This window comes from Rhizobium sp. FY34 (genome assembly GCF_005222845.1).
Lineage (GTDB): Bacteria > Pseudomonadota > Alphaproteobacteria > Rhizobiales > Rhizobiaceae > Neorhizobium.
In genome coordinates this window covers 196,938-220,225 of sequence record NZ_STFZ01000036.1, presented here as the reverse complement: position 1 = coordinate 220,225, position 23,288 = coordinate 196,938, and the positions used below count along the sequence as shown (strand labels likewise).

Below are 23,288 nucleotides of genomic sequence, written 5' to 3'. Positions count from 1 at the left end.
AAACCGGAACGCAAGGACCAAGCAATGCCGAAAGAACCCAAGCTTGAACATTCGGAATTCTCCGGCGAGTTCGAAGACGATGGCGTCACGGTTCTGGTGGATATATTCCGCCCGGCCGGCACGCAGAATGACTGGCAGCTCGAAGTGGTGAGCCAGGACGATTATGTTACCTCCTGGGACGAACCCTTCGGCACCGATCGCGATGCCTGGGAAGAGTTTCTGGCCACCGTCGAGCGCGACGGTATCCACTCCTTCGCGGAAGACGACGAAGACGACGTGGACGAAAGTGCCGCCAAGCACTGAGCCTGGCGAAAAGCTGAGACACGGCTGGCGCCCTGCCCGCGTTGAAACCCTGCCTCCGACGCTATAGGCTTGGCGCAGCAAACGCATACGAGAAGGATCGACCCCATGGATTTCGGCATTTCCGGCAAGCGCGCACTCGTGCTCGCCTCCTCCCGTGGCCTTGGCCTCGGCATCGCAACGGCCCTGGCACGCGAAGGTGCCAATGTGCTTTTATGCGGACGAAGCGGTGAGCGGCTGGCCGAAAACTGCAAGGTGATCAATGCGCTCGGCAAGGGCAAGGCCGACTGGGTCTGGTCGGATCTGGCAGAACCGGATGCGGTGGATCACCTGACCAAGGCTGTAGCGGAAAAGCTGGGTGGCGTTGATATCCTTGTCAACAACACAGGCGGCCCGACGCCCGGCACGGCCGAGGAAATGACCACAGCCAAGCTCGAGAGCTTCTTTCAGAGCATGGTGATGAGCGTCATTTCCGTCACCAACGCCTTCCTGCCGGCGATGAAGGAACAGGGCTTTGGCCGCATCCTGACGGTTGCCTCTTCCGGCGTCTTCGAGCCCATCCCGAACCTTGCTTTGTCGAACACGCTTCGCGGCGCGCTGGTTGGCTGGAATAAGACGCTGGCAACAGAAGTGGCGGGCCACGGCATTACCGCCAACCTTCTGCTGCCCGGCCGCATTCATACCGATCGCATCGACGAGTTGGACGGCGCCAATGCCAAGCGCACCGGGCGCTCGCTGGACGAGGTGCGCACCGCCTCCATCCAGTCGATCCCGGCTGGACGTCTTGGAACCGTCGAGGAATTTGCAGCAGTCGGCGCCTTCCTCTGCTCTGGCCCTGCGGCCTATGTGACGGGCAGCATGATCCGCGTCGATGGCGGGGCGGCAAAGTCGCTCTGACAAGCGCCTGCGGCCATCAAGCAATGGCATGGATTTGCATCTGGCTGGTCGGTTCAAAAACCGGCCGGCTTTCATATGAGGAGCTGACTAACATGCGATTGATCCGTACTGCCGTCACAGTGCTTGCCTGCCTCTTCATCCTCGTCGGCTTGATCTGGATCGGCCAGGGAACAGGCTATTTCCCCTATCCAGCCTCCAGCTTCATGATCAACCAGACGCCGTGGATTGCCTATGGTGCGCTTCTGGCTGCCGTCGGCGCCGGCCTGTTGCTGGCATTGCGCCGATACCGTCGATAGGCGAAACACTCTCAACTTTTCGCGATCGAACTCTATTTGGCGGACATTACCGAAGTTTAAGGTGCTTTTTGACCGCGTGAGGCGTTTTCTCGGTCTGCCGCCATTTCGCACTGCAGCATCATGGCGGAGGTTCCGCACTCGACGCTGTCAGGCACACTCATGAAAAAGCTCTGGTCCTTCCTCGGCATCACCATCATTGCTGGTGCCGGCGCCGTGTACTACCGGGATTTACTCCCCCCTGCCTTGCAACTCCCTGCAATCCAGCCGTTACTTGCTGCAACGGGCATCATCGATATGCCGGCCAAGGATGCGGCAGATCCCGCCCAGCACCGCTCCGCCTCCACGGGCGAGACGCGTACACCGGGCCAGCATGCCGACGGCAAGGGTCAGGGGCAAGGCAACCAAGGCCAAGGCCAAGGCCAGGGCCAGGGCCAGGGCGGGCGCCGCAATGGCGGGCCATCCGTGGTCAAGACCGTGCCGGCACGGCTCGGCACCCTGCCGCTCGACGTGACCGCCACCGGCTGGGCGGAGGCTGCCCGCATCACCACAATTGCCGCCCTGCAACAGGGCCTGGTGGTTTCCGTTGCCGCCCGCGATGGACAGGAAGTGAAGGCCGGTGATCTGATCGCCAAGCTGGATGATCGCACAGCCATGGCAGCCGTTGCCAAGGACAAGGCGAATATCGCCAGCGATGCGGCAGGCCTTGCGGAAGCCGAGGCGGCTCTGGCCCGCGCCGAAAACCTGCTGAAGCAGAACGCCCAGTCCCAGCAGGGCTTCGAGCAGGCGAAAGCCGCACGCGATTCGGCCGCCGCAAAGATCGATGCCGACAAGGCGACGCTTGCCGCAGATGTCGTGGCGCTCGAACACATGGAAATCCGCGCACCCTTTGACGGGCGGCTCGGCGATATAACGGTCAGCGAAGGCACCTTTGTCAGCGCCGGCGCCAGCATCGTTACCATCACCCAATATGATCCCATTCTGGTCGGCTTTCGCCTGCCACAGCGCTACCTGCCGCAATTGCATGTCGGCATTGTCGATGGCGCACCCGTCGATACGGATCCGGCAGCCACCGGCGGCGTGAAAGACCGGGGCAAACTGACCTTCTTCGACAATGCGGTGGACGAAGCCTCGGGCACCGTGCTGGTCAAGGCGCAGTTCAACAATGATAAGGGCACGCTCTGGCCGGGCGAGAACGTCAATGTGACGGTGCGTTTCGCATCCAATGAACAATCGATCATCGTGCCGACCGTTGCCGTGCGGCCCGGTGCCGATGGCAATATTGTCTACACCGTGGGCGAAGGCGCCAAGGTGCATGCCGCCAAGGTCAAGGTCCTGCGTGCCAATGGCGACGAGACGGCCATTGCCGAGGGTCTCTCCGCAGGTGACCATGTGGTGGTAGAGGGCCAGTTGCAGCTGGTGGATGGCCAGACCGTCGTCGAACAGATCGCCGGCAAACCGGGAGAACAGCCACTGCCGGTTGCCGATGCCAGCGCCGTCACGGGAGGCACCAAGCCATGATCCCAGCCTTTTGCATCAATCGGCCCGTGGCGACGACGCTTCTGGCCATAGGCCTCGTGCTCGCTGGCCTTGCCGGCTATCGCATGCTGCCGGTCGCCGCCCTTCCCAAGGTGGATTTCCCCACTATCAATGTATCGGCAGCATTGTCCGGCGCCTCGCCGGAAAGCATGGCGACCTCGGTTGCCACACCGCTGATCAAGCAGTTTGAAACCATTCCAGGCCTCGCCGAAATCTCGTCCACCAATTCGCTCGGCAATACCTCGATCGTGCTGCAGTTCGATCTCAACCGCAATATCGATGCCGCCGCCGCCGATGTTCAGGCCGCCATATCGCATGCGACGCGCCAATTGCCGAGCAATATGACGACGCCGCCCAGCTACCGCAAAACCAATCCGGCGGATGCCCCCATTCTGCTGCTGGCCGTCAATTCCGACGAACTGCCTCGCTCCAAGGTCGACGAGATCGCCGAAAACGTCATCTCCCCGCTTTTGTCGACTCTGTCGGGTGTGGCGGAGGTCAGCATCTATGGCTCGCAGACCTATGCGGTGCGCGTCGAGCTGGATCCGAGCCAATTGCAGGCGCGCAGCATCGGCGTCGATACCGTCACCTCGGCCATTGCCGGCGCCAACAACCAGATACCGGTCGGCTCGCTGCAGAATGGCAGCCAGCGGCTCACCATCAATGCCAATACACAGCGCACCAATGCCGAAGAATTTCGCTCGCTGGTGATTGCCACCAAGAACGGTGCACCCATTCATCTGGGTGACGTGGCAGAAGTGAAGGATAGCGTCGATAACCTCGATGCAGGCAGCTGGTATGACGGCAAACAGGCCATCATCCTCGCCGTACAGCGCCAGCCGGACGCCAATACCGTCGATGTGGTGAACGAGATCCGCGCCAAGCTTCCCGCTTTGGCGCAGCAATTGCCGCCCTCGGTCAACGTGCATGTGATGAACGATGCCTCCACCGCCATCAAGGATGCCATTGCCGACGTGCAATTCACCCTGTTCCTGACGATCGCGCTCGTCGTTCTGGTGATCTATCTCTTCACGGGCCACCTGATGGCCACCATCATCCCCGGCCTTGCCGTGCCGCTATCGCTGATTGCCACATTCGGCGCCATGTCCATGCTCGGCTACAGCATTGACAACATATCGCTTCTCGGGCTGACGCTCTCGGTCGGCCTTGTGGTGGACGATGCCATCGTCATGCTGGAAAACATCCTGCGCCTGCATGAGGAAGGCCTGCCAATGCGCGAGGCGGCCCTGCAGGGCGCTTCGGAAGTCAGCTACACCATCCTGTCCATGTCGATCTCGCTGGTGGCGGTGTTCATTCCCATCCTGCTCATGGGTGGCGTCGTCGGTCGCCTGTTCAACGAGTTCGGCATGGTGGTAACGCTTGCCATCATGGCGTCTGCGCTTGTCTCGCTGACGGTCACGCCGATGCTCGGCGCGCGGCTGTCGGCCCATAGCGGCCGCCCGCCGATGATCATCCGCTGGTTCGAGGCGGGCTTTTCGCGCACGCTGACCGGTTATGACCGCTCGGTTGCCTGGTGCCTGAAGCACCGTGCCATCGTGCTTGCCGCCTTTGTCGGCTCGGTCGCAGCGTCCGGCTATCTGTTTGCCACTCTGCCCTCCAGCTTCTTTCCGCAGGAGGATACCGGGCGCCTGTCGATTTCGACACGGGCTCGCGAGGATATTTCCTACACCGCCATGCGCGATCTGCAGGCCCAGGTGGCCGCGATCATAAAAACAGATCCGGCCGTCGAACACGTCACCTCCATTGTTGGTGGCAGCGCCAGAAGCCCGCTCAACAACGGCACCATGTTCGTCGAGCTGAAGCCGAAGGAAGAGCGTGCGCCGCTTGCCGATACGATTGCCAATCTGCGCAAACAGACCGCCAGCATTGCCGGCATCAAGACCTATATCAATCCGCAGCAGAGCCTTCGCTTTGGCGGGAGAAGCACCGCCAGCCAATACCAGCTGGTCATCCAGGCGTTGAATGCCGACACCACCAATGAATGGGCCAACAGGATCCAGGCCGAACTGCGCCGCGACCGCACGTTTACCGATGTCACGTCCGATGCGCAGAACGGTGCCATTGCCGCCGATATCGCCATTGATTCCAACAAGGCCGCAGCCTTCGGCATCACCAATGACCAGTTGCGCAAGACACTCGAAATGGCATTCGGCGGCTATACGGCCGCCCAGATCCAGTCGACCGGCGACAGCTATGACGTGATTGTCGAATTCGACAAGGACAAGCCATGGAGCGATGAGTTCCTGCGCGATATCAATGTCCTGTCGTCAAAGACAGGCACGCTGGTGCCTCTCTCGAACTTTGCCAGCGTCACCCGCAAGGCGGCCCCCGTCACCATCAACCAGACGGGCCAGCTGGTCTCTACGACGGTATCTTTCAACCTGCCGGATGGCGTGTCGCTCAGCACCGCGACAGCGCGCATCGATGCCATCAAGCAGAACCTCTCCATGCCATCGGATGTCTTCACCTCCTATGGCGGAACAGCAGCCATCTTCAAGGATTCGCAGGGCAATACCGGCCTGCTCATTCTTGCAGCCGTGGTGACGATCTATGTCGTGCTCGGCGTGCTCTATGAAAGCTTCATCCATCCGCTCACCATACTGTCGGGCCTGCCGGCGGCGGCCTTCGGTGCCCTGGTGGCACTGAAGGTGATGAATTTCGACCTCTCGGTGATTGCGCTGATCGGCCTGCTGATGCTCATCGGCATCGTCAAGAAGAACGCCATCATGATGATCGATGTCGCGGTGGAGCTGATACGCGACAAGGGCCAAAGTGCCGTTGTCGCCATTCACGAGGCCAGTGTGCGACGGTTCCGGCCGATCATGATGACCACTTTCTGCGCCCTGCTCGGCGCACTGCCGATTGCGCTTGGCTCCGGTGCAAGTTCGGAACTGCGCCAACCGCTCGGCATTGCGGTTGTCGGCGGGCTTCTCGTCTCGCAACTGCTCACCCTGTTCATCACGCCGGTCATCTTCGTCGAGATGGATCGGATGGGACGGGCTCTGTCGCGGCTGTTTTGGCGCGGCGACAAACAGCCCCCGGCCAATTCGCATTCGGTCGGGCACGTCACACCGGCGACGGCTGCTGCCGCCGAATAGTGTGTCCCACAGCGCGCAGCTCCCGCCAATCGACGGGTGCTGCGCATGCGACCTTGAAATCTTGCCTTTCCTGTGCGATCAGCGCGCCTCATCTTTTCGGGGGGCGCTGGTCGCCTTCATTGCGTTCGAGGCGCCAGACGCTTCGTTTCAGCTCATTTTTGACAGGAAGGACGAAGCCATGGCACGTGCGCTTGGGCTCGACTTTGGCACGACCAATACCGTTCTGGCACTGGCAGAAGCCGGTGGCACAACCACCCATTCGCTGCCGTTTGAAAGCAGCGCCGGCGTGACCGACAGCATGCGTACCGCGCTGTCCTTCATGAAGGATCCGACGCTCGGCGCCCAGGCGCTGAAAGTGGAAGCCGGCCAGGCGGCCATCCGCATGTTCATCGACAATCCGGGCGATTGCCGTTTCCTGCAATCGATCAAGACCTTTGCCGCCAGCGCCGCATTCCAGGCAACGCTCGTCTATGCACGGCGCCAGAAGTTCGAGGATCTGATGGAGATCTTCCTGCGCCGCCTCAAGGCCTATGCGGGCACGGAATGGCCGGACGAAATCTCGCGCCTTGTGGTCGGTCGTCCTGTGCGCTTTGCCGGCGGCAACCCGGATGAAGCGCTCGCCATCGAGCGCTATCAGGCAGCTCTCACCCGTTTCGGTTTTCCGGAAATCCACTATGTCTATGAGCCGGTGGCCGCCGCCTATTACTTCGCTCAGTCGCTACAGCGCGATGCCAATGTGCTGGTCGCCGATTTCGGCGGCGGCACCACCGACTATTCCCTCATCCGCTTCGAGCGCCATGCCGGCCAGTTGCGCGCCGTGCCGATCGGTCATTCGGGCGTCGGCATTGCCGGCGATCACTTCGACTTCCGTCTGATCGACAATCTCGTCTCGCCGGAAATCGGCAAGGGCAGCCATTTCAAGAGCTTCGACAAGCTTCTGGAAGTCCCCGCCGGCTACTATGCCAATTTCGGCCGCTGGAACCAGCTGTCGATCTTCAAGACGACGCGCGAGTTCACCGATCTCCAGTCGCTGGTGCGCTCGGCTGTCGAGCCGGACAAGCTCGAACTGTTCATCGACCTCATCGAACACGACGAAGGCTACCCGCTCTATCAGGCGATTTCGGCCACCAAGATGGCACTGTCGAATGGCGATGAAGCAGAATTCCGCTTTGCCCCGCTCGGCAGGGCCGGCCACCGCACCGTCAAGCGCAGCGATTTCGAAAGCTGGATCAGCGATGACCTGTCGCGCATCGAAGGCGCACTGGACGAGGTTCTGGAAAAGACCAACACACCGGCCAGCGACGTCGACAAGGTCTTCCTCACCGGCGGCACCTCTTTCGTGCCGGCCGTCCGGCAGATCTTTACCCGTCGCTTCGATGCAGACCGCATCGAAAGCGGTGGCGAGCTTCTGTCCATCGCCCACGGCCTTGCTCTCATCGGAGAAAGTGGCGACGTTGCCCAATGGGCGGCATGAGCCGCTTTATCGCGGGGGCTCGATAGGCTAAGATAAAACCATGATCTCAGCCAGAACCCTCGCCCCGGCGGAAGTTGCCGCTCTTTTGCATTTCTATGCGGATGCAGGCGTGGAATGGCTGCTGGAAGACGAGCCGGTCGATCGCATTGCAGCCTTTGCCGCACAGCAGGCCGCACACGCCAGCCAGAAACGCGAGCGGACAGCACAGCCAGCCGAAGCGCCGCAGGCTGCGGCGCGCCGCGCTCCCGGTGGTGACAGAAACGCTGCCGCGCCGCCTGTGCGCGCGCCGGCATCCGCCACAGCCCTTGCCATTCCCGATGCAGAGGCGATTGCCTCTGCAAGGCTTGCCGCCTCTTCAGCGCATTCTCTCGAAGAATTGAAGCTGGCGCTGGAAGCCTTTGGCGGCTGCAATCTGAAGAACGGTGCGCGCTCCACCGTGTTCACCGATGGCAATCCGGCAGCCGGCGTCATGATCATCGGGCCGATGCCGACCGCCGATGACGACCGCGACGGCGTGCCCTTTTCCGGGCGCCAGGGGCAATTGCTTGATCGCATGCTGGCAGCCATCGGCCTGTCGCGCCAAACGGCACTTATCAGCAATGTTGTGCCGTGGCGCCCGCCGGGCAATCGCCCGCCCTCGGCCGTCGAAATCGATATCTGCCGGCCCTTCATCGAGCGGCAGATCGAGCTTGCCGCGCCAAAACACCTGCTGCTCTTGGGCAATTTCACCGCACGCTACTTCTTTGGCGAAGATGGTACGATCTTCAATCTGCGCGGCGAGTGGCGGGATCTGACCTTCGGCAACATGACCGTGCCGGCGCTTGCCAGCCTTCACCCACAGGATCTGCTCACGGCACCGGCCAACAAGGCGCTCGCCTGGCGGGATCTCATGCTGTTTCGCAGCCGCCTGCCAGGGTAATACCAAGCGTCGATGATAGGAACCCATTGCGTGGGACCGGAGACGTTCATCCGGCAAGGAGCATACCGGAGAGCGATGCTGTTCGCATCGGTCGAGGATTGCGACATAGCCGGTGAACGAAATCCGGCCCATCCGAAGGACCGGGCGCTTTTGCCTCCCGGACGTTGTCGCAAATCCTCGCCGGACCGAGAGGTCCGACTGTGGTTTTCTCCTAGCCGGAAATCAAAATCGCTCCGGCGCAATCGGTTTCTACCATCGACGCTTGGTATAACAGCATCCTTAAGAAGCATTCTTAAAGTTTTATGAAAGCAGCCATGCAAAAGGCGCATGGCAGCGGCGCGGACATGATGCTTGAAGAAGCAATGCTGCGGTGCAATATTAGCAATGCGTCTTGGGAGGAACCCACTTCAGGAACCAAGGCCATGCGAATGCGCAACCGCCCTATTCATTCCGGCTTCGAGACCCTGCGTCTCGCAGGTCTCTCGCCCCGCTCTACCGAGGGCTATCACAGTTTCGGCTCGGCAACGAACGAGCAACTGACGGCCAGTGCTTTCGGACGCCGGATCGGCCTTAGCCGCCCGACAGCCGTGTTTGCCGATTTCCGCGAGCGTTGAGAAAAAACATGACTCTGTTCAATCCCATCCGTCGCCTGCGCAGCAATCTCGCCAGCATTTCGACTGCCGTGCGTGCCAGCAGCGAATATACCCGCTCTGCCGCCCGCATCCAGGATCAGGCCGCCTGCGCCGACAATGCGATTGCCGGCATCCCGATCTGACCGCCCTACAGAGACTGATTACGCGGCAGGCGACGACGCCTTCCGCGCTGCCTTGCGTTCAAGCCCCAGCTGGTGCTCGCGGTAGATGATGAAGATGCCGGCCGATACGGTAATCACCGTGCCAAGCAGCATCTGCCAGGTGGGCACATCGCCGAACAGCACATAGGCAATCGCTATTCCCAGAATGATCGAGGAATATTCGAACGGCGCAACCGTCGAAACATCCGCATGCCGATAGCTTTCCGTGAGGAAAATCTGCGCCAGTCCGCCGCAAAAGCCGGATACGACCAGAAACACCGCCTCCTCGAGCGACAACACCGCCCAGCCGAAGGGCAGGCTCAGCAGCGAAAACACCGAGGCGGTCAGCGAGAAATAGACGACGATCGTGGCGGTCTTTTCCGTGCGCACCAATTGGCGCGTCTGCACCATGGCAAGACCACCGATCACCGCAGATAGGAGAACGGCCATCGCACCGATGGCCTGGTTCTTTTCCATGCCGCCTGCGCCAAACAGCGACAGTTTCGGCCAGGTGATGATCAGCACCCCGAAAATACCAAGTGCTACAGCCGTCCAGCGGTAGACGCGGACCTGCTCCTTGAGAATCAGCGAGGCGAAAATGACGGCCATCAGCGGGGAAGCATAGCCGATGGCAATGGCATCGGGCAGCGGCAGGTGGATAAGCCCGTAAAAACCACAGGCCATGGCGGAAATACCCAAGAGCCCGCGCTTCAGATGGCCAAAGGGACTGTCGGTGCGAAACGCCGTCTTCAGATCGCCGTTCAGCGCGAGATAGCCAAGGATCGGCACCAGTGCAAAAGCCGAACGAAAGAAAGTGATCTGACCCGCCGGAATATCCGGCCCTGCCGATTTGATGCAGGTCTGCATGCAAAGAAAAACGATGACGGACAGGATCTTCATCGTGATCCCCCGTAAGGGATCCTGCGTTTCGGAACTCATACTAAGGCTCGTTGCGGCCGGGCCGAGGATGACGGACCGAATTTGAAACATGACTCGCGAAGCGACAGACTATCGAACTTGGCGGCGATCATTCATCACGAATGCTGATGCACCCATCAATTGTATCGAGGCTTCAGCCGAATCTTACGCCGATGGCTGTCCGATTTCAGCACGGCTTTAACAATCGTTCAGTTTTCGATGCAATATTGCCCGGAACGCGATTGTCAAAAGACCGTCTGATATCAATAGACACGTCCAAATCAGGGAACATCATGCGTACAGACACGGGTCAGATTGTGCATCTGGCAGATTACCGCCCCACTGACTTCGTCCTGGAACGCGTCGATCTTACCTTTGAGCTGGATCCGGCTGCCACTCGTATTGAAACCCGGCTGATCTTCCATCGCCGCGACGGCGTTGATTTCGGCCAAGCTTTGGTACTCGACGGCGATGAACTGACGCTTGCCGAACTGCGTCTCGATCAGAACGAGCTTCCGGCCGGACAGTTTGACGTAACGCCGGAAAGCCTGACGATCCGCGGCTTGCCGGAAAGCGTGCCCTTCGAAGTCACCATCATCACGATCATCAATCCGGAAGCCAATACCCAGCTGATGGGTCTATATCGCACCAATGGCGTCTATTGCACGCAGTGCGAGGCGGAAGGTTTCCGGCGCATCACCTATTTCCCCGATCGCCCGGATGTGCTCGCGCCCTACACGATCACCATCATTGCCGATAAGGCCGCCAATCCGGTGCTTCTGTCGAACGGCAATTTCCTCGGTGGCGGCAATTATGACGAAGGTCGGCATTTCGCCGCCTGGTTCGACCCCTTCCCCAAGCCAAGCTATCTATTTGCGCTGGTTGCCGGCGATCTCGGTGTCGTCGAAGACACGTTCACGACGATGTCGGAGCGCGAGGTCACGCTGAAGATCTATGTCGAGCACGGCAAAGAGGCACGCGCCGCCTATGCCATGGACGCCCTGAAGCGCTCCATGAAGTGGGACGAAGAGCGCTTCGGCCGCGAATATGATCTTGATATCTTCATGATCGTTGCCGTGTCCGATTTCAACATGGGCGCCATGGAGAACAAGGGCCTCAACGTCTTCAACGACAAATATGTTCTGGCAGATCCGGAAACGGCGACCGATCAGGACTATGCCAATATCGAAGCGATCATCGCGCACGAATATTTCCACAACTGGACCGGCAACCGCATCACCTGCCGCGACTGGTTCCAGCTGTGCCTGAAGGAAGGCCTGACGGTCTATCGCGATCACGAATTCTCCGCCGACATGCGCTCGCGTGCCGTCAAGCGCATTGCCGAAGTGCGTCACCTGAAGGCGGAACAGTTCCCGGAAGATGCCGGCCCGCTCGCCCATCCGGTGCGCCCGACGAGCTACCGTGAAATCAACAATTTCTATACGACGACCGTCTACGAGAAGGGCTCCGAAGTCACCCGCATGATCGCCACCCTTCTGGGCCGCGATACATTCAAGGCGGGCATGGATCTCTATTTCGAGCGTCATGATGGCGAGGCCGCAACCGTCGAGGATTTCGTCGCCTGCTTTGCCGAAGTCAGCGGCCGCGATCTGACGCAATTTTCCCGCTGGTACCATCAAGCCGGAACGCCGATGGTCACCGCGTCTGGCGCCTATGATGCAGCAAGCCAGAGCTTCACGCTGTCGCTCGAACAGATGGTGCCTGCAACGCCCGGTCAGTCGGTCAAGGAACCGATGCACATTCCGCTGTCCTTTGCGCTCATCCTCGACAATGGCTCGATTGCCGAGCCGGCCTCGGTATCGGGCGGCGAAGTCTCGGGCGATGTGCTGCATCTGACCGAGCGCAAGCAGGATTTCACCTTCACCGGCATTGCAGCGCGTCCTGTCCTCTCGCTCAACCGCAGCTTCTCGGCACCGATCAATCTCGATTTCAAGCAGGCCCCGGCCGATCTGGCTCATATTGCCCGCCATGACAGCGATCTGTTTGCCCGCTGGCAGGCGCTGACGGATCTGGCTCTGCCAAACTTGATACAGGCCGCCCGCGATGCACGCGAGGGCCGCGCAATCTCCTGCGATGACGCGCTTGTCACAGCCCTTCTGGAAGCGGCCGCCGATGAAACGCTGGAACCGGCCTTCCGCGCCCAGGCGCTGGCCCTGCCCAGCGAAAGCGACATTGCCCGCGAGCTTGGCGGCAATAATGATCCGGATGCCATCCATGCCGGCCGCCAGGGCATTATCGCCCTCATCGCCAAGGCCGGATCCTCCGTCTTCGAAACGCTGTTTGCGACAATGGCCAGGAACGGCGCCTTCACGCCGGATGCGGCAGGCGCCGGCAGGCGCGCGCTGCGCAATAGCGCGCTTTCCTATCTCGCCTATGCGGAAGGAGGCGCACAGCGTGCAGCGGACGCCTTTGCCTCATCCGACAACATGACCGACATGACACAGGCGCTCACCGTTCTGGCGCATCGCTTCCCGGATGACGCGCTGACGCATGAGGCTCTGGATACATTCCTCCAGCGCTTCAGCGACAATGCGCTGGTTCTCGACAAGTGGTTCACCATCCAGGCCACCATTCCCGGCGATGCGGCCCTTGCCCGTATCAAGGCGCTGATGGACCATCCCCAGTTCGTTGGCACCAATCCAAACCGCGTGCGTTCGCTGATCGGTTCCTTCGCCTTTTCCAATCCCACCGGCTTCAACCGTGCCGATGGCGAGGGATACCGGTTCCTCGCCCAGCAGATCCTGGCGATCGATCCGCGCAATCCGCAGCTTGCCGCGCGCATCCTCACCTCCATGCGTTCCTGGCGGTCGCTGGAATCACTGCGTGCCGATCTGGCCCGCTCGGCGCTTGTGGAAATCCAGCGCTCGCCGAAGCTCTCGGCCGATGTCGGCGACATCGTCGAGCGCATGCTGAAAGGCTGAATGTCGAGCGACCGGCACGGCCTCAAAAATGCCGTGCCACACGCCGTTCAGCGCAGTTAAACGGGTACAAGCGGAATGTTCCAAAACCGCTTGTTTCCATTATGGTTAAAATTTTCTTAACCTCGCCTCTGGACAAGCCGAATCGGCAATGATTCACTGCCCTTAGATCGCAAGCGGCATTGCGAATCACTCACGAGGGATATTCCAGAACGATGGCGGACGTGCAGCGGGAAACTGCGGCCGAAGGGCGGCTGCGTTTCAAATTTCCGGACCGGGCCACGCTGGCCTGGCTGATCTCCGGAGACTGGCAGGCATCCGTCAAGCGCCGGGTCTTGCGCCTTCCCAGCGCAGAACTGTGGCTGAAGCGCTCCATCCCGCTTCTCATCATCGCATTTCTGGCCGTGGTTGCGGCCTCGCGCCTTATGGGTCTCGTGTCGGAACGTGCCCGCATGGAAGAGGCCGCGCGCCAGACGACGGCGCTTCTGGCAGCGGCCAGTTCGGCGGCCTTTGTCGGGCATGATGCCGATTTCGCCAATGCCGACCGACAGGCTGCCGAAGCGCGCCTCGCCCTCTTCCTGCCGCAGACAAAACTGCAACCGGACGCGCTTGTCATTCTCGTCGACAATGCCGGGCGCATCTATGCCAGTTCGTCGGATGATGCGCCTTATCTTGGCGCACGCTTTGATTCATTCCTGCCGGAAATGGTCGCCCTGCGCCGCTTCGGCGATGACGACGGCATTATCGAAACCACCTTCAACGGCGTGCCACACTATGCCGCGATCAAGAGCGTTGGCGGTGGCGGTCTGATTGTCGCGGCCCATTCTCTCGGCTCGATCAATGATTTCTGGCGCCAGCAGGTCTCGCTCAATGTCACGCTGTTTACCGGCATTTCCTCGGTACTGCTGGTCATTCTCTACGCCTATTACATGCAGGTGAAGCGCGCCCGCGATGCCGACGAGATCTTTCTGGAATCCAACCTGCGCGTCGAAACTGCCTTGTCGCGCGGCCGTTGCGGCCTTTGGGATTTCGATCTTTCCAATCGCCGCCTTTTCTGGTCGCGCTCCATGTATGAAATGCTCGGCATGCCGCCCGGCAATAATGTCCTGTCCTTCAGCGAAGCTGCCCGCATGATGCATCCGGCCGATGGCAATCTGTTTGCTTTGGCGCGCGCTGTCGGACGCGGCAATACAAAGCAGATCGACCAGGTGTTTCGCATGCGCCATGCAGCCGGACATTTTGTCTGGATGCGAGCCCGTGCCCAGATCATGCGCTCCAGCACGGGGCGCACGCATGTCATCGGCATTGCCATGGACGTCACCGAGCAGCACCGGCTTGCCGAACGCTATGCCGAGGCCGACCAGCGGCTGGCAGACGCCATCGAATGCACATCCGAGGCCTTCGTCCTGTGGGATAAGAATGATCGCCTCGTGATGTGCAACACCCATTTCCAGCAGGCCTATGGACTGCCGGATGGCCTGCTTGTGCCCGGTACTGAGAAAAGCATCCTGATGGCGACCGCCGCACGGCCCGTCATCGAGCGGCGCATTGCCGATCCTGATCACAGCGGCTTTTCGCGCACCACGGAAGTCCAACTGGCTGATGAGCGCTGGCTGCAGATCAACGAGCGGCGCACCCGCGATGGTGGCATGGTGTCGGTCGGCACCGATATTTCACTACTGAAGCGGCATCAGGAGCGCTTGCGCGAATCCGAGCGCCGGCTGATGGCCACGATTGGCGATCTTTCCTCCTCGCAGAAAAAGCTGGAACGCCAGAAGGCAGAACTGTCCACCGCCAATGCCAATTACCAGGCGGAAAAGGAACGCGCCGAAGCCGCCAACAAGGCAAAGTCGGAGTTTCTCGCGAATATGAGCCATGAGCTGCGCACGCCGCTCAACGCCATTCTCGGCTTTTCGGAAATCCTGCTCAACGGCATGTTCGGCCCGGTCGGTTCGCCGAAATATAGCGAATATGCCCGCGACATCCACGAGAGCGGCAAGCACCTGCTCAATGTCATCAACGACATTCTCGACATGTCGAAGATCGAGGCCGGGCATATGCGCATCCATTGCGAGATGATCGATCTTGCCCCGCTGATCGAGGAAAGCCTGCGTCTCACCTCCATCCCGGCGCAGGAGAAGAACATCGCCGTCACGCAGCGTGTCACCGAAGGCCTGCATATGGCCGGCGACCGACGTGCGGTAAAACAGATCCTGTTGAACCTCCTGTCCAATGCGGTGAAATTCACCAATGACGGTGGCCGCATCGAATTGCGCGCCCGACAGTCGGAACGCGGCGTGGTACTGACCATTGCCGATACCGGCATCGGCATCCCGAAACTGGCGCTTGGCAAGATCGGCCAGCCCTTCGAACAGGTTCAGAGCCAGTATGCCAAGAGCAAGGGCGGCTCGGGTCTCGGACTTGCCATCTCGCGCTCGCTCGTTGCCCTGCATGGCGGGTCCATGCGCATCCGCTCCAAGATCGGCAATGGCACGGTGGTCGCCCTGTTCATCCCCCAGAGGCCGCCCGCCGCGGCGAAACAGCTGTCAGGAAAATCGACCGAACAGACTTCGACAGCCGCTTGAGATCCGCCTCGATCAGCTTCAGGCTTGGCGCATCGGCGCCGGCACAGAGCCGTTCGATAAGACCCGCCGGCGCATCCTTCGGCTCGAACCTGCCCTCGACACAGAGCCTTATGATCTGCGACAGCTCCGTATAAAGCGTCAGCGCCGCAAGGCAGGTATCGCGATCGTCGGCGGAGAGAAGATCGCCGGAGGCTTGGGCTAGCGCTGCCGCCGTTCCGGTGCGATCTACCGGCTGCACGGCACCAGTATCCGGTCGCATCAGCTGCAGATATTGCGCCAGGAATTCGATATCGATCAGCCCGCCCGGTATCAGCTTCAAATCCCAGCTGTCCTTCGGCGGCTTTTCCTTGTCGATCAGCGCCCGCATCTCGGCCACGTCGGCGGCGATCTTTGCCCAGTCGCGCGGTGCGCTCAGCACCTCTTCAATCACGGTTTCCACCTCGGCGATCAGGCTGTCATCGCCGCAGATCAGCCGCGCCCGCGTCAGCGCCATATGCTCCCAGGTCCAGGCCTCTTCCTGCTGGTATTTGCGGAAAGCACTGATACGGCTGGCCACCGGCCCCTTGTTGCCGGAGGGGCGCAGCCGCAGATCCACCTCGAAAATGATGCCCTCCGCCGTCGGGGCAGACAGGGCCGCGATCAGCCTTTGCGTCACGCGGGTAAAATAGCGAACGGCATCCAGCGGCTTTGCGCCATCCGATTCCAGCACATCCTGCGGATAATCATAGAGAAGGATGAGATCGACATCGGAACCGGCCGTCAGCTCGAAACTGCCGAGCTTGCCCATGCCCATCACCGCAACCCGCCCGCCCGGATAGTCTCCATGCGCCTGGCGCATCTCGTCCATCACGGCACCAAGCGCTTGCTCGATGATGAGATCGGCAAGATCGGTAAAGGCCCGCCCGGCCTGCACGCCGGTAATCGCGCCCGTCAGCAAGCGGATGCCGATCAGAAAGCGCTGTTCGGAGGCAAAGATGCGCAACCGGTCGAGCACTTCCTCATAGTGGCGCGCAGCACCGACAAAGCTCGACAGCCGTTCGGCCAGATAGTCGCGCGTCGGGATTTCCGCCATCAGTCCAGGGTCCAGCATGCCGTCGAACACATGCGGACGCGCAGCAACGATTGCCGCAAGCCTTGGTGCCGCCGACATGATCGTCACCACCAGCGACAAGAGACCGGGATTGTTGCCAAGCAGCGAAAACAGCTGGATGCCGGCCGGCAGGGCCTTCAGGAAGCCATCAAAGCGCAAGAGCGCATCATCGGCCCTTTTGCTGTCGCCGAAGGCAGCAAGCAGATCCGGCATCAGTTCCGTCAGGCGTTCGCGCGCCTCCACCGATTGGGTGGCGCGATAACGCCCGTAATGCCAGGTGCGGATCACGCGCGACATGTCTTCTGGTCGGGCAAAGCCCAGCTTGGATAGTGTCTTCAGCGTTTCCGGGTCGTCGCTCTGCCCGGTAAACACCAGATTGCCATCGCTGCCGGAAAGCTTCGCCTCCTGCTCGAACAGCTTGGCATAGCGGCGTTCCACCATGCGCAGCACGCCTTCCAGCCGCTGCGCAAAGCCGGCTGTATCGGCAAAGCCCAGCATCAGGGCAATGCGCTTCAGCTCGCTTTCGGTCTCGGGCAGCCGGTGCGATTGCTCGTCACGCACCATCTGGATGCGGTGCTCGACATTGCGCAAAAACCAGTAGCCGTCGGTCATCGCCGCGGCAATGTCCGGGGTGATCCAGTTGGCGGCGGCCAGCGCCTTCAGCGCATCCTCGGTGCGCCGTTCGCGCAGAGCCGGCATGCGCCCGCCGGCAATCAGCTGCTGCGTCTGCGCAAAAAACTCGATCTCGCGAATGCCGCCGCGACCCAGCTTCACGTCATGGCCCTTTACTGCAATCGCGCCATGGCCCTTATGCGCATGGATCTGCCGTTTGATCGAGTGAATGTCGGCAATCGCCGCATAATCGAGATATTTGCGAAAAACGAAGGGTACCATGTCGCGCAGGAAGCCCGCGCCGGCAGCCAGATCGCCCGCCATTGGCCGCGCTTTGATATAGGCGGCCCGCTCCCAGTTCTGCCCGCGCCCTTCGTAATAGATGAGCGCGGCATCGACCGGCACGGCAAGTGCGGTGGAGCCCGGATCGGGTCGCAGCCGAAGGTCCGTTCGAAACACATAGCCGTCGCCGGTGCGCTCCTGCAAAATGCGGATCAGCCGGCGCATCATCCGGCCATAGACTTCGGTTGCCTCGAAAGGGTCGGGCAAAATGCCGGCATCCGGGTCAAAGAACACCACAATGTCGATATCGGAGGAATAATTCAGCTCATGGGCGCCAAGCTTGCCCATGCCCAGAACGATCAGCCCGGAACCGTGGCTCGGCCGCGCCGGGTCGGCAAGCCTCAGCTTGCCGCTGCCATGGGCTGACAATAGCAGGTGATCGATGGCAGCTGCCACCGCCGCATCGGCAAGCCCGCTCAGCCAGCCGGTCGTTTCGCGCGCATGAAACAAGAGGCCAAGATCGCCCAGCGCCAGCAGGAAACTCACCTCGCGCTTGGCGCAGCGCAGCGCCACCATCACCTCGGCTTCCGAGGGGATCGTGCCATCGTCTCGGCCCCGCCAGCAATCGCGCGCCTGGGCAAGCGCTGCCGAAAGAAGCTCCTCCAGCGGCTGGGTTATGGCTGCGGCCAGAAGCGCCGGACGCAGGACGGCGATATCCTTGAGGTAAGGCGAGAGTGACAGAGCCGCGACCAGAAAATCGCGCAGCGCGCCGCCGTCAGCCAGCATTGCCGCAATCGCCGGTTCACCAGCAGCCATGTCCTTCAGCGCCGATAGGGCAGCCTTTGCCTCGGTCTGGTTGAATGGCTTGATGATGTCGGCTTGCACATCTGCCAGGCGTCGTGGCTTCTCCGTCACTATTCGTCCTCCCTGCTCTCCCGAGAAGAGTGTTTAAGGCTTTTGGACGGGGAAGACCATGGTGACCGTGAGGCCCGGCACCGGCGCATCATCGCCATGGGTGGCCGACAATTCCAGCCGCCCGCCATGCAGTCCCATCACCGCCTCCACCAGAGACAGGCCCAGACCCGTGCCGGGCTTGGATCGGCTTTCGTCGAGACGCACGAAACGTTTGCGCACGTCCTCACGCTTGTTGGCGGGAATGCCCGGCCCGCTATCGGCAATCGATAGCCTCAGCCCCTGCGGCGATTGGGCAAGCGAGACGCGGATCGGCTGGTCGCCCGTCGCTCCGGCTGCATATTTGATCGCATTGTCGAGAAGGTTGAAGATCGCCTGGCCGATCAGTTCGCGATTGCCCTGCACGGTCAGGCCCGGCTCGATTTCCGTCACCAGACAAAGCCCGGCTTCTTCTGCCACCGGCTCGTAAAGCTCGGCGCTATCGGAGGAGATTTCAGACAGATCGACGGCGCTCATTTCGGCAGCCATGGATCCGGCCTCGACGCGCGAAATCATCAACAGTGCATTGAACGTGCGGATCAGCTGGTCGGATTCGCCGATAATGCCTTCCAGGGCGAGCTTGCGGACCTCTTCCCGGTCCTCGGACAGGGCATCGGCGGCCTTGTTGCGCAAACGCGTCAGCGGCGTCTTCAAATCATGGGCAATATTATCGGAAACCTGGCGCAGGCCCTCGTTCAGCTTCTCGATCCGCTCCAGCATGGAATTCAGCGATTCCGACAAGCGGTCGAACTCATCGCCGGACATGCCGACAGGCAGACGCTGCGAAAGATCACCGGCCATGATCTTCGTGCTGGCCGCCGACATCCGGTCGATCCGCTTCAGCGCATTGCGGCCAATGCCGAACCAGATTATCAGCGCGCCAAATCCCATGATCGCCAAAGCCACCATCAACGCGCGGCGTACGATGAAGCGGAAGCGGCCCGGCTCACCGAGATCGCGCCCGACCATCACCCGCAAGCCATTGTCGAGAAAAAACACGGTGGCCGTCGCCACATGCGGACGCGGCGGGCCGGTCTCGGTAAAGGGCTCGTAACGGAAGGGCATGCCCGTCCAGCCCTCGCTGTCCAGCACGCCGGGTTCCACGGTCGCCACATTGCCGGCCAGCATTTCGCCGGTCGGGCTGGCAATCACATAGAGATTGGCGCCCGGCTGGCGGGCCCGGCGCTCCATCATGCGCAGGAGAAGGTTGATGCCGCCGCGATCATAGGCGCCGCGCACATCGCTCGCCTCCTGCGTCAGGGCCTCGCGTACCTGCTGCGCCAGAAGACGTTCCGACATCGCCGTCACATAGACGACAAGCACGGCGGCGCAGAAGGCAAACAGCACGATGTAGATCGCCGACAGCCGCACGGCCGTCGAGCGGAACAGCAGGCGCAAGCGGCTTTTCGACACCTTACGCCTCGTCCTTCATCATATAGCCGGCACCGCGAATGGTCTTCAGCAGCGGGCGGTCGAAATCCTTCTCGATCTTGGAGCGCAGACGCGACACATGCACGTCGATGACATTGGTCTGCGGATCGAAATGATAGTCCCAGACATGTTCCAGCAGCATGGTGCGCGTCACCACCTGGCCGGCATTCTTCATCAGATATTCCAGCAGGCGAAACTCGCGCGGCTGCAAAAGCACGTCCTTGCCAGCGCGCTTGACCTCATGCGACAACCGGTCAAGCTCCAGATCGCCGACGCGGTAGACCATTTCCTGCTCGGGCGTTCCCTTGCGCCGTCCCAAAACCTCGACACGCGCCAGAAGTTCGCTGAAGGCATAGGGCTTTGGCAGATAATCGTCGCCACCGGCGCGAAGCCCGGTTACGCGGTCATCCACCTGGCCAAGTGCGGAGAGGATCAGCACCGGCGTATTGACGCCGCGCTTGCGCAGCTCGCTGATCACCGACAAGCCGTCACGGCGCGGCAGCATGCGGTCGATCACCATCACATCATAGGCATTTTCCGAGCCCATGAAGAGCCCGCTGTCGCCATCGCTTGCATGGTCCACGACAATGCCCGCCTCGCGAAAGGCTTTCGTCATATAGGCCGCGGCCTCGAGATCGTCTTCAATCACCAGAATCTTCATATGCGGGACCATATCCTCCCGCTGGCCTTCCGTAAAAGCGGATTCCGCGCCGGTCTGCACATGCGTTGTATCGCTCTGCATCTTCTGGGCCTCCTGAAAATGAAAAAGGGCGCCGGACCATCGCCGGCCCGGCGCCCTGTCATGCATGGATCAGGCTGATCAGCCTTCGTTGATCGGCAGTGCGATGAAGCGGCTGCCGGCCTGCGATTCCACCTGGAACAGGGCGCGCGAGCGGCCATCCTTGCGGGCAGCCTCGATGATCTTGCTGATGTCGGCGGCCGTCTTGACGTCCTGGTTGTTGACCGAGGTAATCGTCTCGCCCTGGCGCAGGCCACGGGCAGCGGCATCCGAATCCGGGTCAACATCGGTTACCGATACGCCAGTGCCGTCTTCACTTGGCGCAACCGTGATGCCGAGGCTGGCAAGCGCCTTTTCACTCGAAGGCTGCGGTGTCTGTTCGGTCGGGCTATTTTCGGCCTTGGCGGCATCGTCACTGGCAAGATTGCCCAGCGTGACAGGCACGGACAGTGACTTGCCGGCGCGCCAGATGGTGACGTCCACCTTCTTGTTCGGGCCGAGCACGGCAACCTTCTTGGCAAGGTCGCGGGCATCCTTGATCGGCTCGCCATTGACGGCGGTGATCACGTCACCCTGCTTGATGCCGGCCTTGCCCCCCGGAGAATTGTCCTGCGGCGCAACAACCAGCGCGCCCTTCGGCTCGGCAAGCCCCAGCGATTCGGCAATATCCTGCGTCACCGGCTGGATCTGCACGCCAAGCCAGCCGCGCTCGACCTTGCCATCCTGTTGCAGGTCGGCAATCACGTCCTTGGCGGTCGAGGCGGGGATGGCGAAGGCAATGCCGACGCTGCCACCGGACGGCGAGAAGATCGCGGTATTGATTCCGACCACTTCGCCATTCAGGTTGAAGGTCGGGCCACCGGAATTGCCACGGTTGACGGCTGCGTCCACCTGGAGGAAATCGTCATAGGGGCCGGAGCCGATATCACGGCCACGAGCCGAAACGATACCGGCGGTCACGGTGCCGCCAAGCCCGAACGGGTTACCGACAGCCACGACCCAGTCACCGACGCGGGTCTTGGTATCATCGGCGAATTTCACATAGGTGAATTTGCGGTTGGCATCGACCTTGAGCAGCGCCAGATCGGTGCGGCTGTCCTTGCCGACCAGCTTGGCGTCAAGCTCGGTGCCATCATCCATCACCACCGTGTAGGCGGAGCCATCATCCACCACGTGATTGTTGGTCACCACATAGCCGTCCTCGGAGATGAAGAAGCCGGACCCCTGTGCCGTCGGACGCAGGTGATGCGGACGGGTCGGGTTCTTATCGGCGCGCTGTTCATTGCGGCCGTTGGGGGCGCCATTCTGGCCACCGTTGGGACCACCGTTCTGGCCGCCGAAATCGCGGAAGAAGCGCTTCAGCGGGTGGTCGTCCGGCAGTTCGTCAAAGCCGCGACCGCCGAAATTGAAGGAAAAGCCATTGCCGCTATTGTCGGATACCGGGGTCGCATCGGACTGCACCCGCACGGAAACGACGGCCGGCGATACGGCCGAGACCACATCGGCAAAGCTTGGCGCCTGCGGTGCATTGACCGTCACGGGTTGTGCGAAAGAGTCATAAACATGGACCGGAATGCCCGTGGAAAGCATGACGGCCGCGATACCGGCGACGGTCGTTCCCTTCAACACGGTCTTCAGCGTGGGGCGTCCGATTTTGCTCATGGTTCGATACCTTCTGTTCATTCTGCGTGGAACTGTCTTCTGGACTGGAGTGCCGGCGAACCGGCTGCGGTGGATGACTGAAGATATAGGGAGCCCCACGTTAACTGCACGTGTCCGCCAGGTGAATTGTTCGTAATGTTGAAGATAACGCGAAAATAGCAAAGGCGGATTACTTGCCCAGCAGCGCATCGATACGCGCCTGCTCTTCCGGCGTCAGCGGTTTTTCCACGCCGCTGCGGGTCCGGCGACGCGACATGACGAACACGCAAAAGCCGCCGACCACCAGCAGCACGGCCGGCATGGACCAGAGCGCAATCGTCTTGCCGCTGAGGCGCGGCTTCAACAGCACGAACTCGCCATAGCGAGACACGACATAATCGATCACCTGGGTGTCGCTATCACCGCCGACAATCCGTTCGCGCACCAGCACGCGCAGGTCGCGCGCCAGTTCGGCATTGGAATCGTCAATCGACTGGTTCTGGCAGACCATGCAGCGCAGCTGACCAGACAGGTTGCGCGCCCGCTCCTCCAGTACCGGGTCCTTCAAGACCTCGTCGGGATTGACGGCCAGCGCCGGCAGCGGTGTGAGAACCACGGCAAGGATGAGGAGTACGTAATAGAGACCCCCTCTGGCCTGCCGGCCATCTCCCCCACAAGGGGGGAGAGAATATGGGGCAACCGTTGGCGCGACAGCTTGCAAACCCGAAAGCCAGGTGACGAGGCGTCGGCTCCAGCCTGTCTCCCC

17 protein-coding genes are annotated in these 23,288 nt (G+C 61.2%); 11 read left to right on the top strand and 6 right to left on the bottom strand.

The window, feature by feature from the left end:
* Positions 1-24 precede the first annotated feature (24 nt).
* The 9 genes from E8M77_RS22170 (at position 25) to E8M77_RS23985 (ending at position 9,316) form a co-directional block, all read left to right on the top strand.
* Entirely contained in the window at positions 25-303 is a 279-nt protein-coding gene (locus E8M77_RS22170) for a hypothetical protein (RefSeq protein ID WP_137132782.1), read from the top strand.
* Positions 304-408: 105 nt separating this feature from the next.
* Positions 409-1,197 carry an SDR family oxidoreductase gene (locus E8M77_RS22165; RefSeq protein ID WP_137132781.1) on the top strand — a complete coding sequence of 263 codons (789 nt, stop codon included), beginning with the start codon at positions 409-411 and terminating at the stop codon, positions 1,195-1,197.
* Positions 1,198-1,289: 92 nt separating this feature from the next.
* Entirely contained in the window at positions 1,290-1,493 is a 204-nt protein-coding gene (locus E8M77_RS22160; protein ID WP_170975969.1) for a hypothetical protein, read from the top strand.
* Between the two features lie 159 nt (positions 1,494-1,652).
* Entirely contained in the window at positions 1,653-3,011 is a 1,359-nt protein-coding gene (locus tag E8M77_RS22155) for an efflux RND transporter periplasmic adaptor subunit (protein WP_137132780.1), read from the top strand.
* Entirely contained in the window at positions 3,008-6,148 is a 3,141-nt protein-coding gene (locus E8M77_RS22150) for an efflux RND transporter permease subunit (protein WP_137132779.1), read from the top strand. The genes E8M77_RS22155 and E8M77_RS22150 overlap by 4 nt, the downstream gene beginning before the upstream one ends.
* Before the next feature lie 178 nt (positions 6,149-6,326).
* A complete protein-coding gene (locus E8M77_RS22145) occupies positions 6,327-7,622 on the top strand; it encodes an Hsp70 family protein (RefSeq protein WP_137132778.1) in 1,296 nt (431 codons plus the stop codon).
* A gap of 40 nt (positions 7,623-7,662) precedes the next feature.
* A complete protein-coding gene (locus tag E8M77_RS22140) occupies positions 7,663-8,541 on the top strand; it encodes a uracil-DNA glycosylase (RefSeq protein WP_137132777.1) in 879 nt (292 codons plus the stop codon).
* Positions 8,542-8,963: 422 nt separating this feature from the next.
* Positions 8,964-9,155: a hypothetical protein gene (locus E8M77_RS22135; RefSeq protein WP_137133077.1), complete on the top strand. Its 192-nt coding sequence runs from the start codon at positions 8,964-8,966 to the stop codon at positions 9,153-9,155.
* An 8-nt stretch (positions 9,156-9,163) separates the two neighbouring features.
* Positions 9,164-9,316, top strand: a complete 153-nt coding sequence (locus E8M77_RS23985) for a hypothetical protein (RefSeq protein ID WP_170975968.1) — start codon at positions 9,164-9,166, stop codon at positions 9,314-9,316.
* Between the two features lie 18 nt (positions 9,317-9,334).
* Here the strand turns inward: E8M77_RS23985 and E8M77_RS22130 are convergent, their stop codons facing one another.
* Positions 9,335-10,273: a DMT family transporter gene (locus E8M77_RS22130; protein ID WP_137132776.1), complete on the bottom strand. Its 939-nt coding sequence runs from the start codon at positions 10,271-10,273 to the stop codon at positions 9,335-9,337.
* A 272-nt stretch (positions 10,274-10,545) separates the two neighbouring features.
* Here E8M77_RS22130 and pepN point away from each other — a divergent pair, with 272 nt between their 5' ends.
* Positions 10,546-13,194 carry an aminopeptidase N gene (pepN, locus tag E8M77_RS22125; protein ID WP_137132775.1) on the top strand — a complete coding sequence of 883 codons (2,649 nt, stop codon included), beginning with the start codon at positions 10,546-10,548 and terminating at the stop codon, positions 13,192-13,194.
* 212 nt (positions 13,195-13,406) lie between these two features.
* Complete coding sequence (locus E8M77_RS22120) at positions 13,407-15,776, top strand: ATP-binding protein (RefSeq protein ID WP_137132774.1); 2,370 nt, start codon at positions 13,407-13,409, stop codon at positions 15,774-15,776.
* Here the strand turns inward: E8M77_RS22120 and E8M77_RS22115 are convergent.
* The 5 genes from E8M77_RS22115 to E8M77_RS22095 form a co-directional block, all read right to left on the bottom strand.
* Positions 15,700-18,675: a bifunctional [glutamine synthetase] adenylyltransferase/[glutamine synthetase]-adenylyl-L-tyrosine phosphorylase gene (locus E8M77_RS22115; RefSeq protein ID WP_137132773.1), complete on the bottom strand. Its 2,976-nt coding sequence runs from the start codon at positions 18,673-18,675 to the stop codon at positions 15,700-15,702. The genes E8M77_RS22120 and E8M77_RS22115 overlap by 77 nt on opposite strands.
* 33 nt (positions 18,676-18,708) lie before the next feature.
* Positions 18,709-20,124, bottom strand: a complete 1,416-nt coding sequence (locus tag E8M77_RS22110) for a HAMP domain-containing sensor histidine kinase (protein ID WP_137132772.1) — start codon at positions 20,122-20,124, stop codon at positions 18,709-18,711.
* 1 nt (position 20,125) lies between these two features.
* A complete protein-coding gene (locus E8M77_RS22105) occupies positions 20,126-20,815 on the bottom strand; it encodes a response regulator transcription factor (RefSeq protein WP_281408218.1) in 690 nt (229 codons plus the stop codon).
* A gap of 147 nt (positions 20,816-20,962) precedes the next feature.
* Positions 20,963-22,543 (bottom strand): Do family serine endopeptidase, encoded by a 1,581-nt coding sequence (locus tag E8M77_RS22100; protein WP_137132770.1) that lies wholly within the window; start codon positions 22,541-22,543, stop codon positions 20,963-20,965.
* Between the two features lie 169 nt (positions 22,544-22,712).
* On the bottom strand, positions 22,713-23,147 hold the full coding sequence (locus tag E8M77_RS22095) for a cytochrome c-type biogenesis protein (RefSeq protein WP_137133076.1): 435 nt from the start codon (positions 23,145-23,147) through the stop codon (positions 22,713-22,715).
* Positions 23,148-23,288: the final 141 nt, after the last annotated feature.

Bases quoted from the DNA above. Each gene is read 5' to 3' on its own strand.
- E8M77_RS22170 (WP_137132782.1), top strand. From the start codon at position 25: ATGCCGAAAGAACCCAAGCTTGAACATTCGGAATTCTCCGGCGAGTTC.
- E8M77_RS22165 (WP_137132781.1), top strand. From the start codon at position 409: ATGGATTTCGGCATTTCCGGCAAGCGCGCACTCGTGCTCGCCTCCTCC.
- E8M77_RS22160 (WP_170975969.1), top strand. From the start codon at position 1,290: ATGCGATTGATCCGTACTGCCGTCACAGTGCTTGCCTGCCTCTTCATC.
- E8M77_RS22155 (WP_137132780.1), top strand. From the start codon at position 1,653: ATGAAAAAGCTCTGGTCCTTCCTCGGCATCACCATCATTGCTGGTGCC.
- E8M77_RS22150 (WP_137132779.1), top strand. From the start codon at position 3,008: ATGATCCCAGCCTTTTGCATCAATCGGCCCGTGGCGACGACGCTTCTG.
- E8M77_RS22145 (WP_137132778.1), top strand. From the start codon at position 6,327: ATGGCACGTGCGCTTGGGCTCGACTTTGGCACGACCAATACCGTTCTG.
- E8M77_RS22140 (WP_137132777.1), top strand. From the start codon at position 7,663: ATGATCTCAGCCAGAACCCTCGCCCCGGCGGAAGTTGCCGCTCTTTTG.
- E8M77_RS22135 (WP_137133077.1), top strand. From the start codon at position 8,964: ATGCGAATGCGCAACCGCCCTATTCATTCCGGCTTCGAGACCCTGCGT.
- E8M77_RS23985 (WP_170975968.1), top strand. From the start codon at position 9,164: ATGACTCTGTTCAATCCCATCCGTCGCCTGCGCAGCAATCTCGCCAGC.
- E8M77_RS22130 (WP_137132776.1), bottom strand. From the start codon at position 10,273: ATGAGTTCCGAAACGCAGGATCCCTTACGGGGGATCACGATGAAGATC.
- pepN (WP_137132775.1), top strand. From the start codon at position 10,546: ATGCGTACAGACACGGGTCAGATTGTGCATCTGGCAGATTACCGCCCC.
- E8M77_RS22120 (WP_137132774.1), top strand. From the start codon at position 13,407: ATGGCGGACGTGCAGCGGGAAACTGCGGCCGAAGGGCGGCTGCGTTTC.
- E8M77_RS22105 (WP_281408218.1), bottom strand. From the start codon at position 20,815: ATGGTCCCGCATATGAAGATTCTGGTGATTGAAGACGATCTCGAGGCC.
- E8M77_RS22100 (WP_137132770.1), bottom strand. From the start codon at position 22,543: ATGAGCAAAATCGGACGCCCCACGCTGAAGACCGTGTTGAAGGGAACG.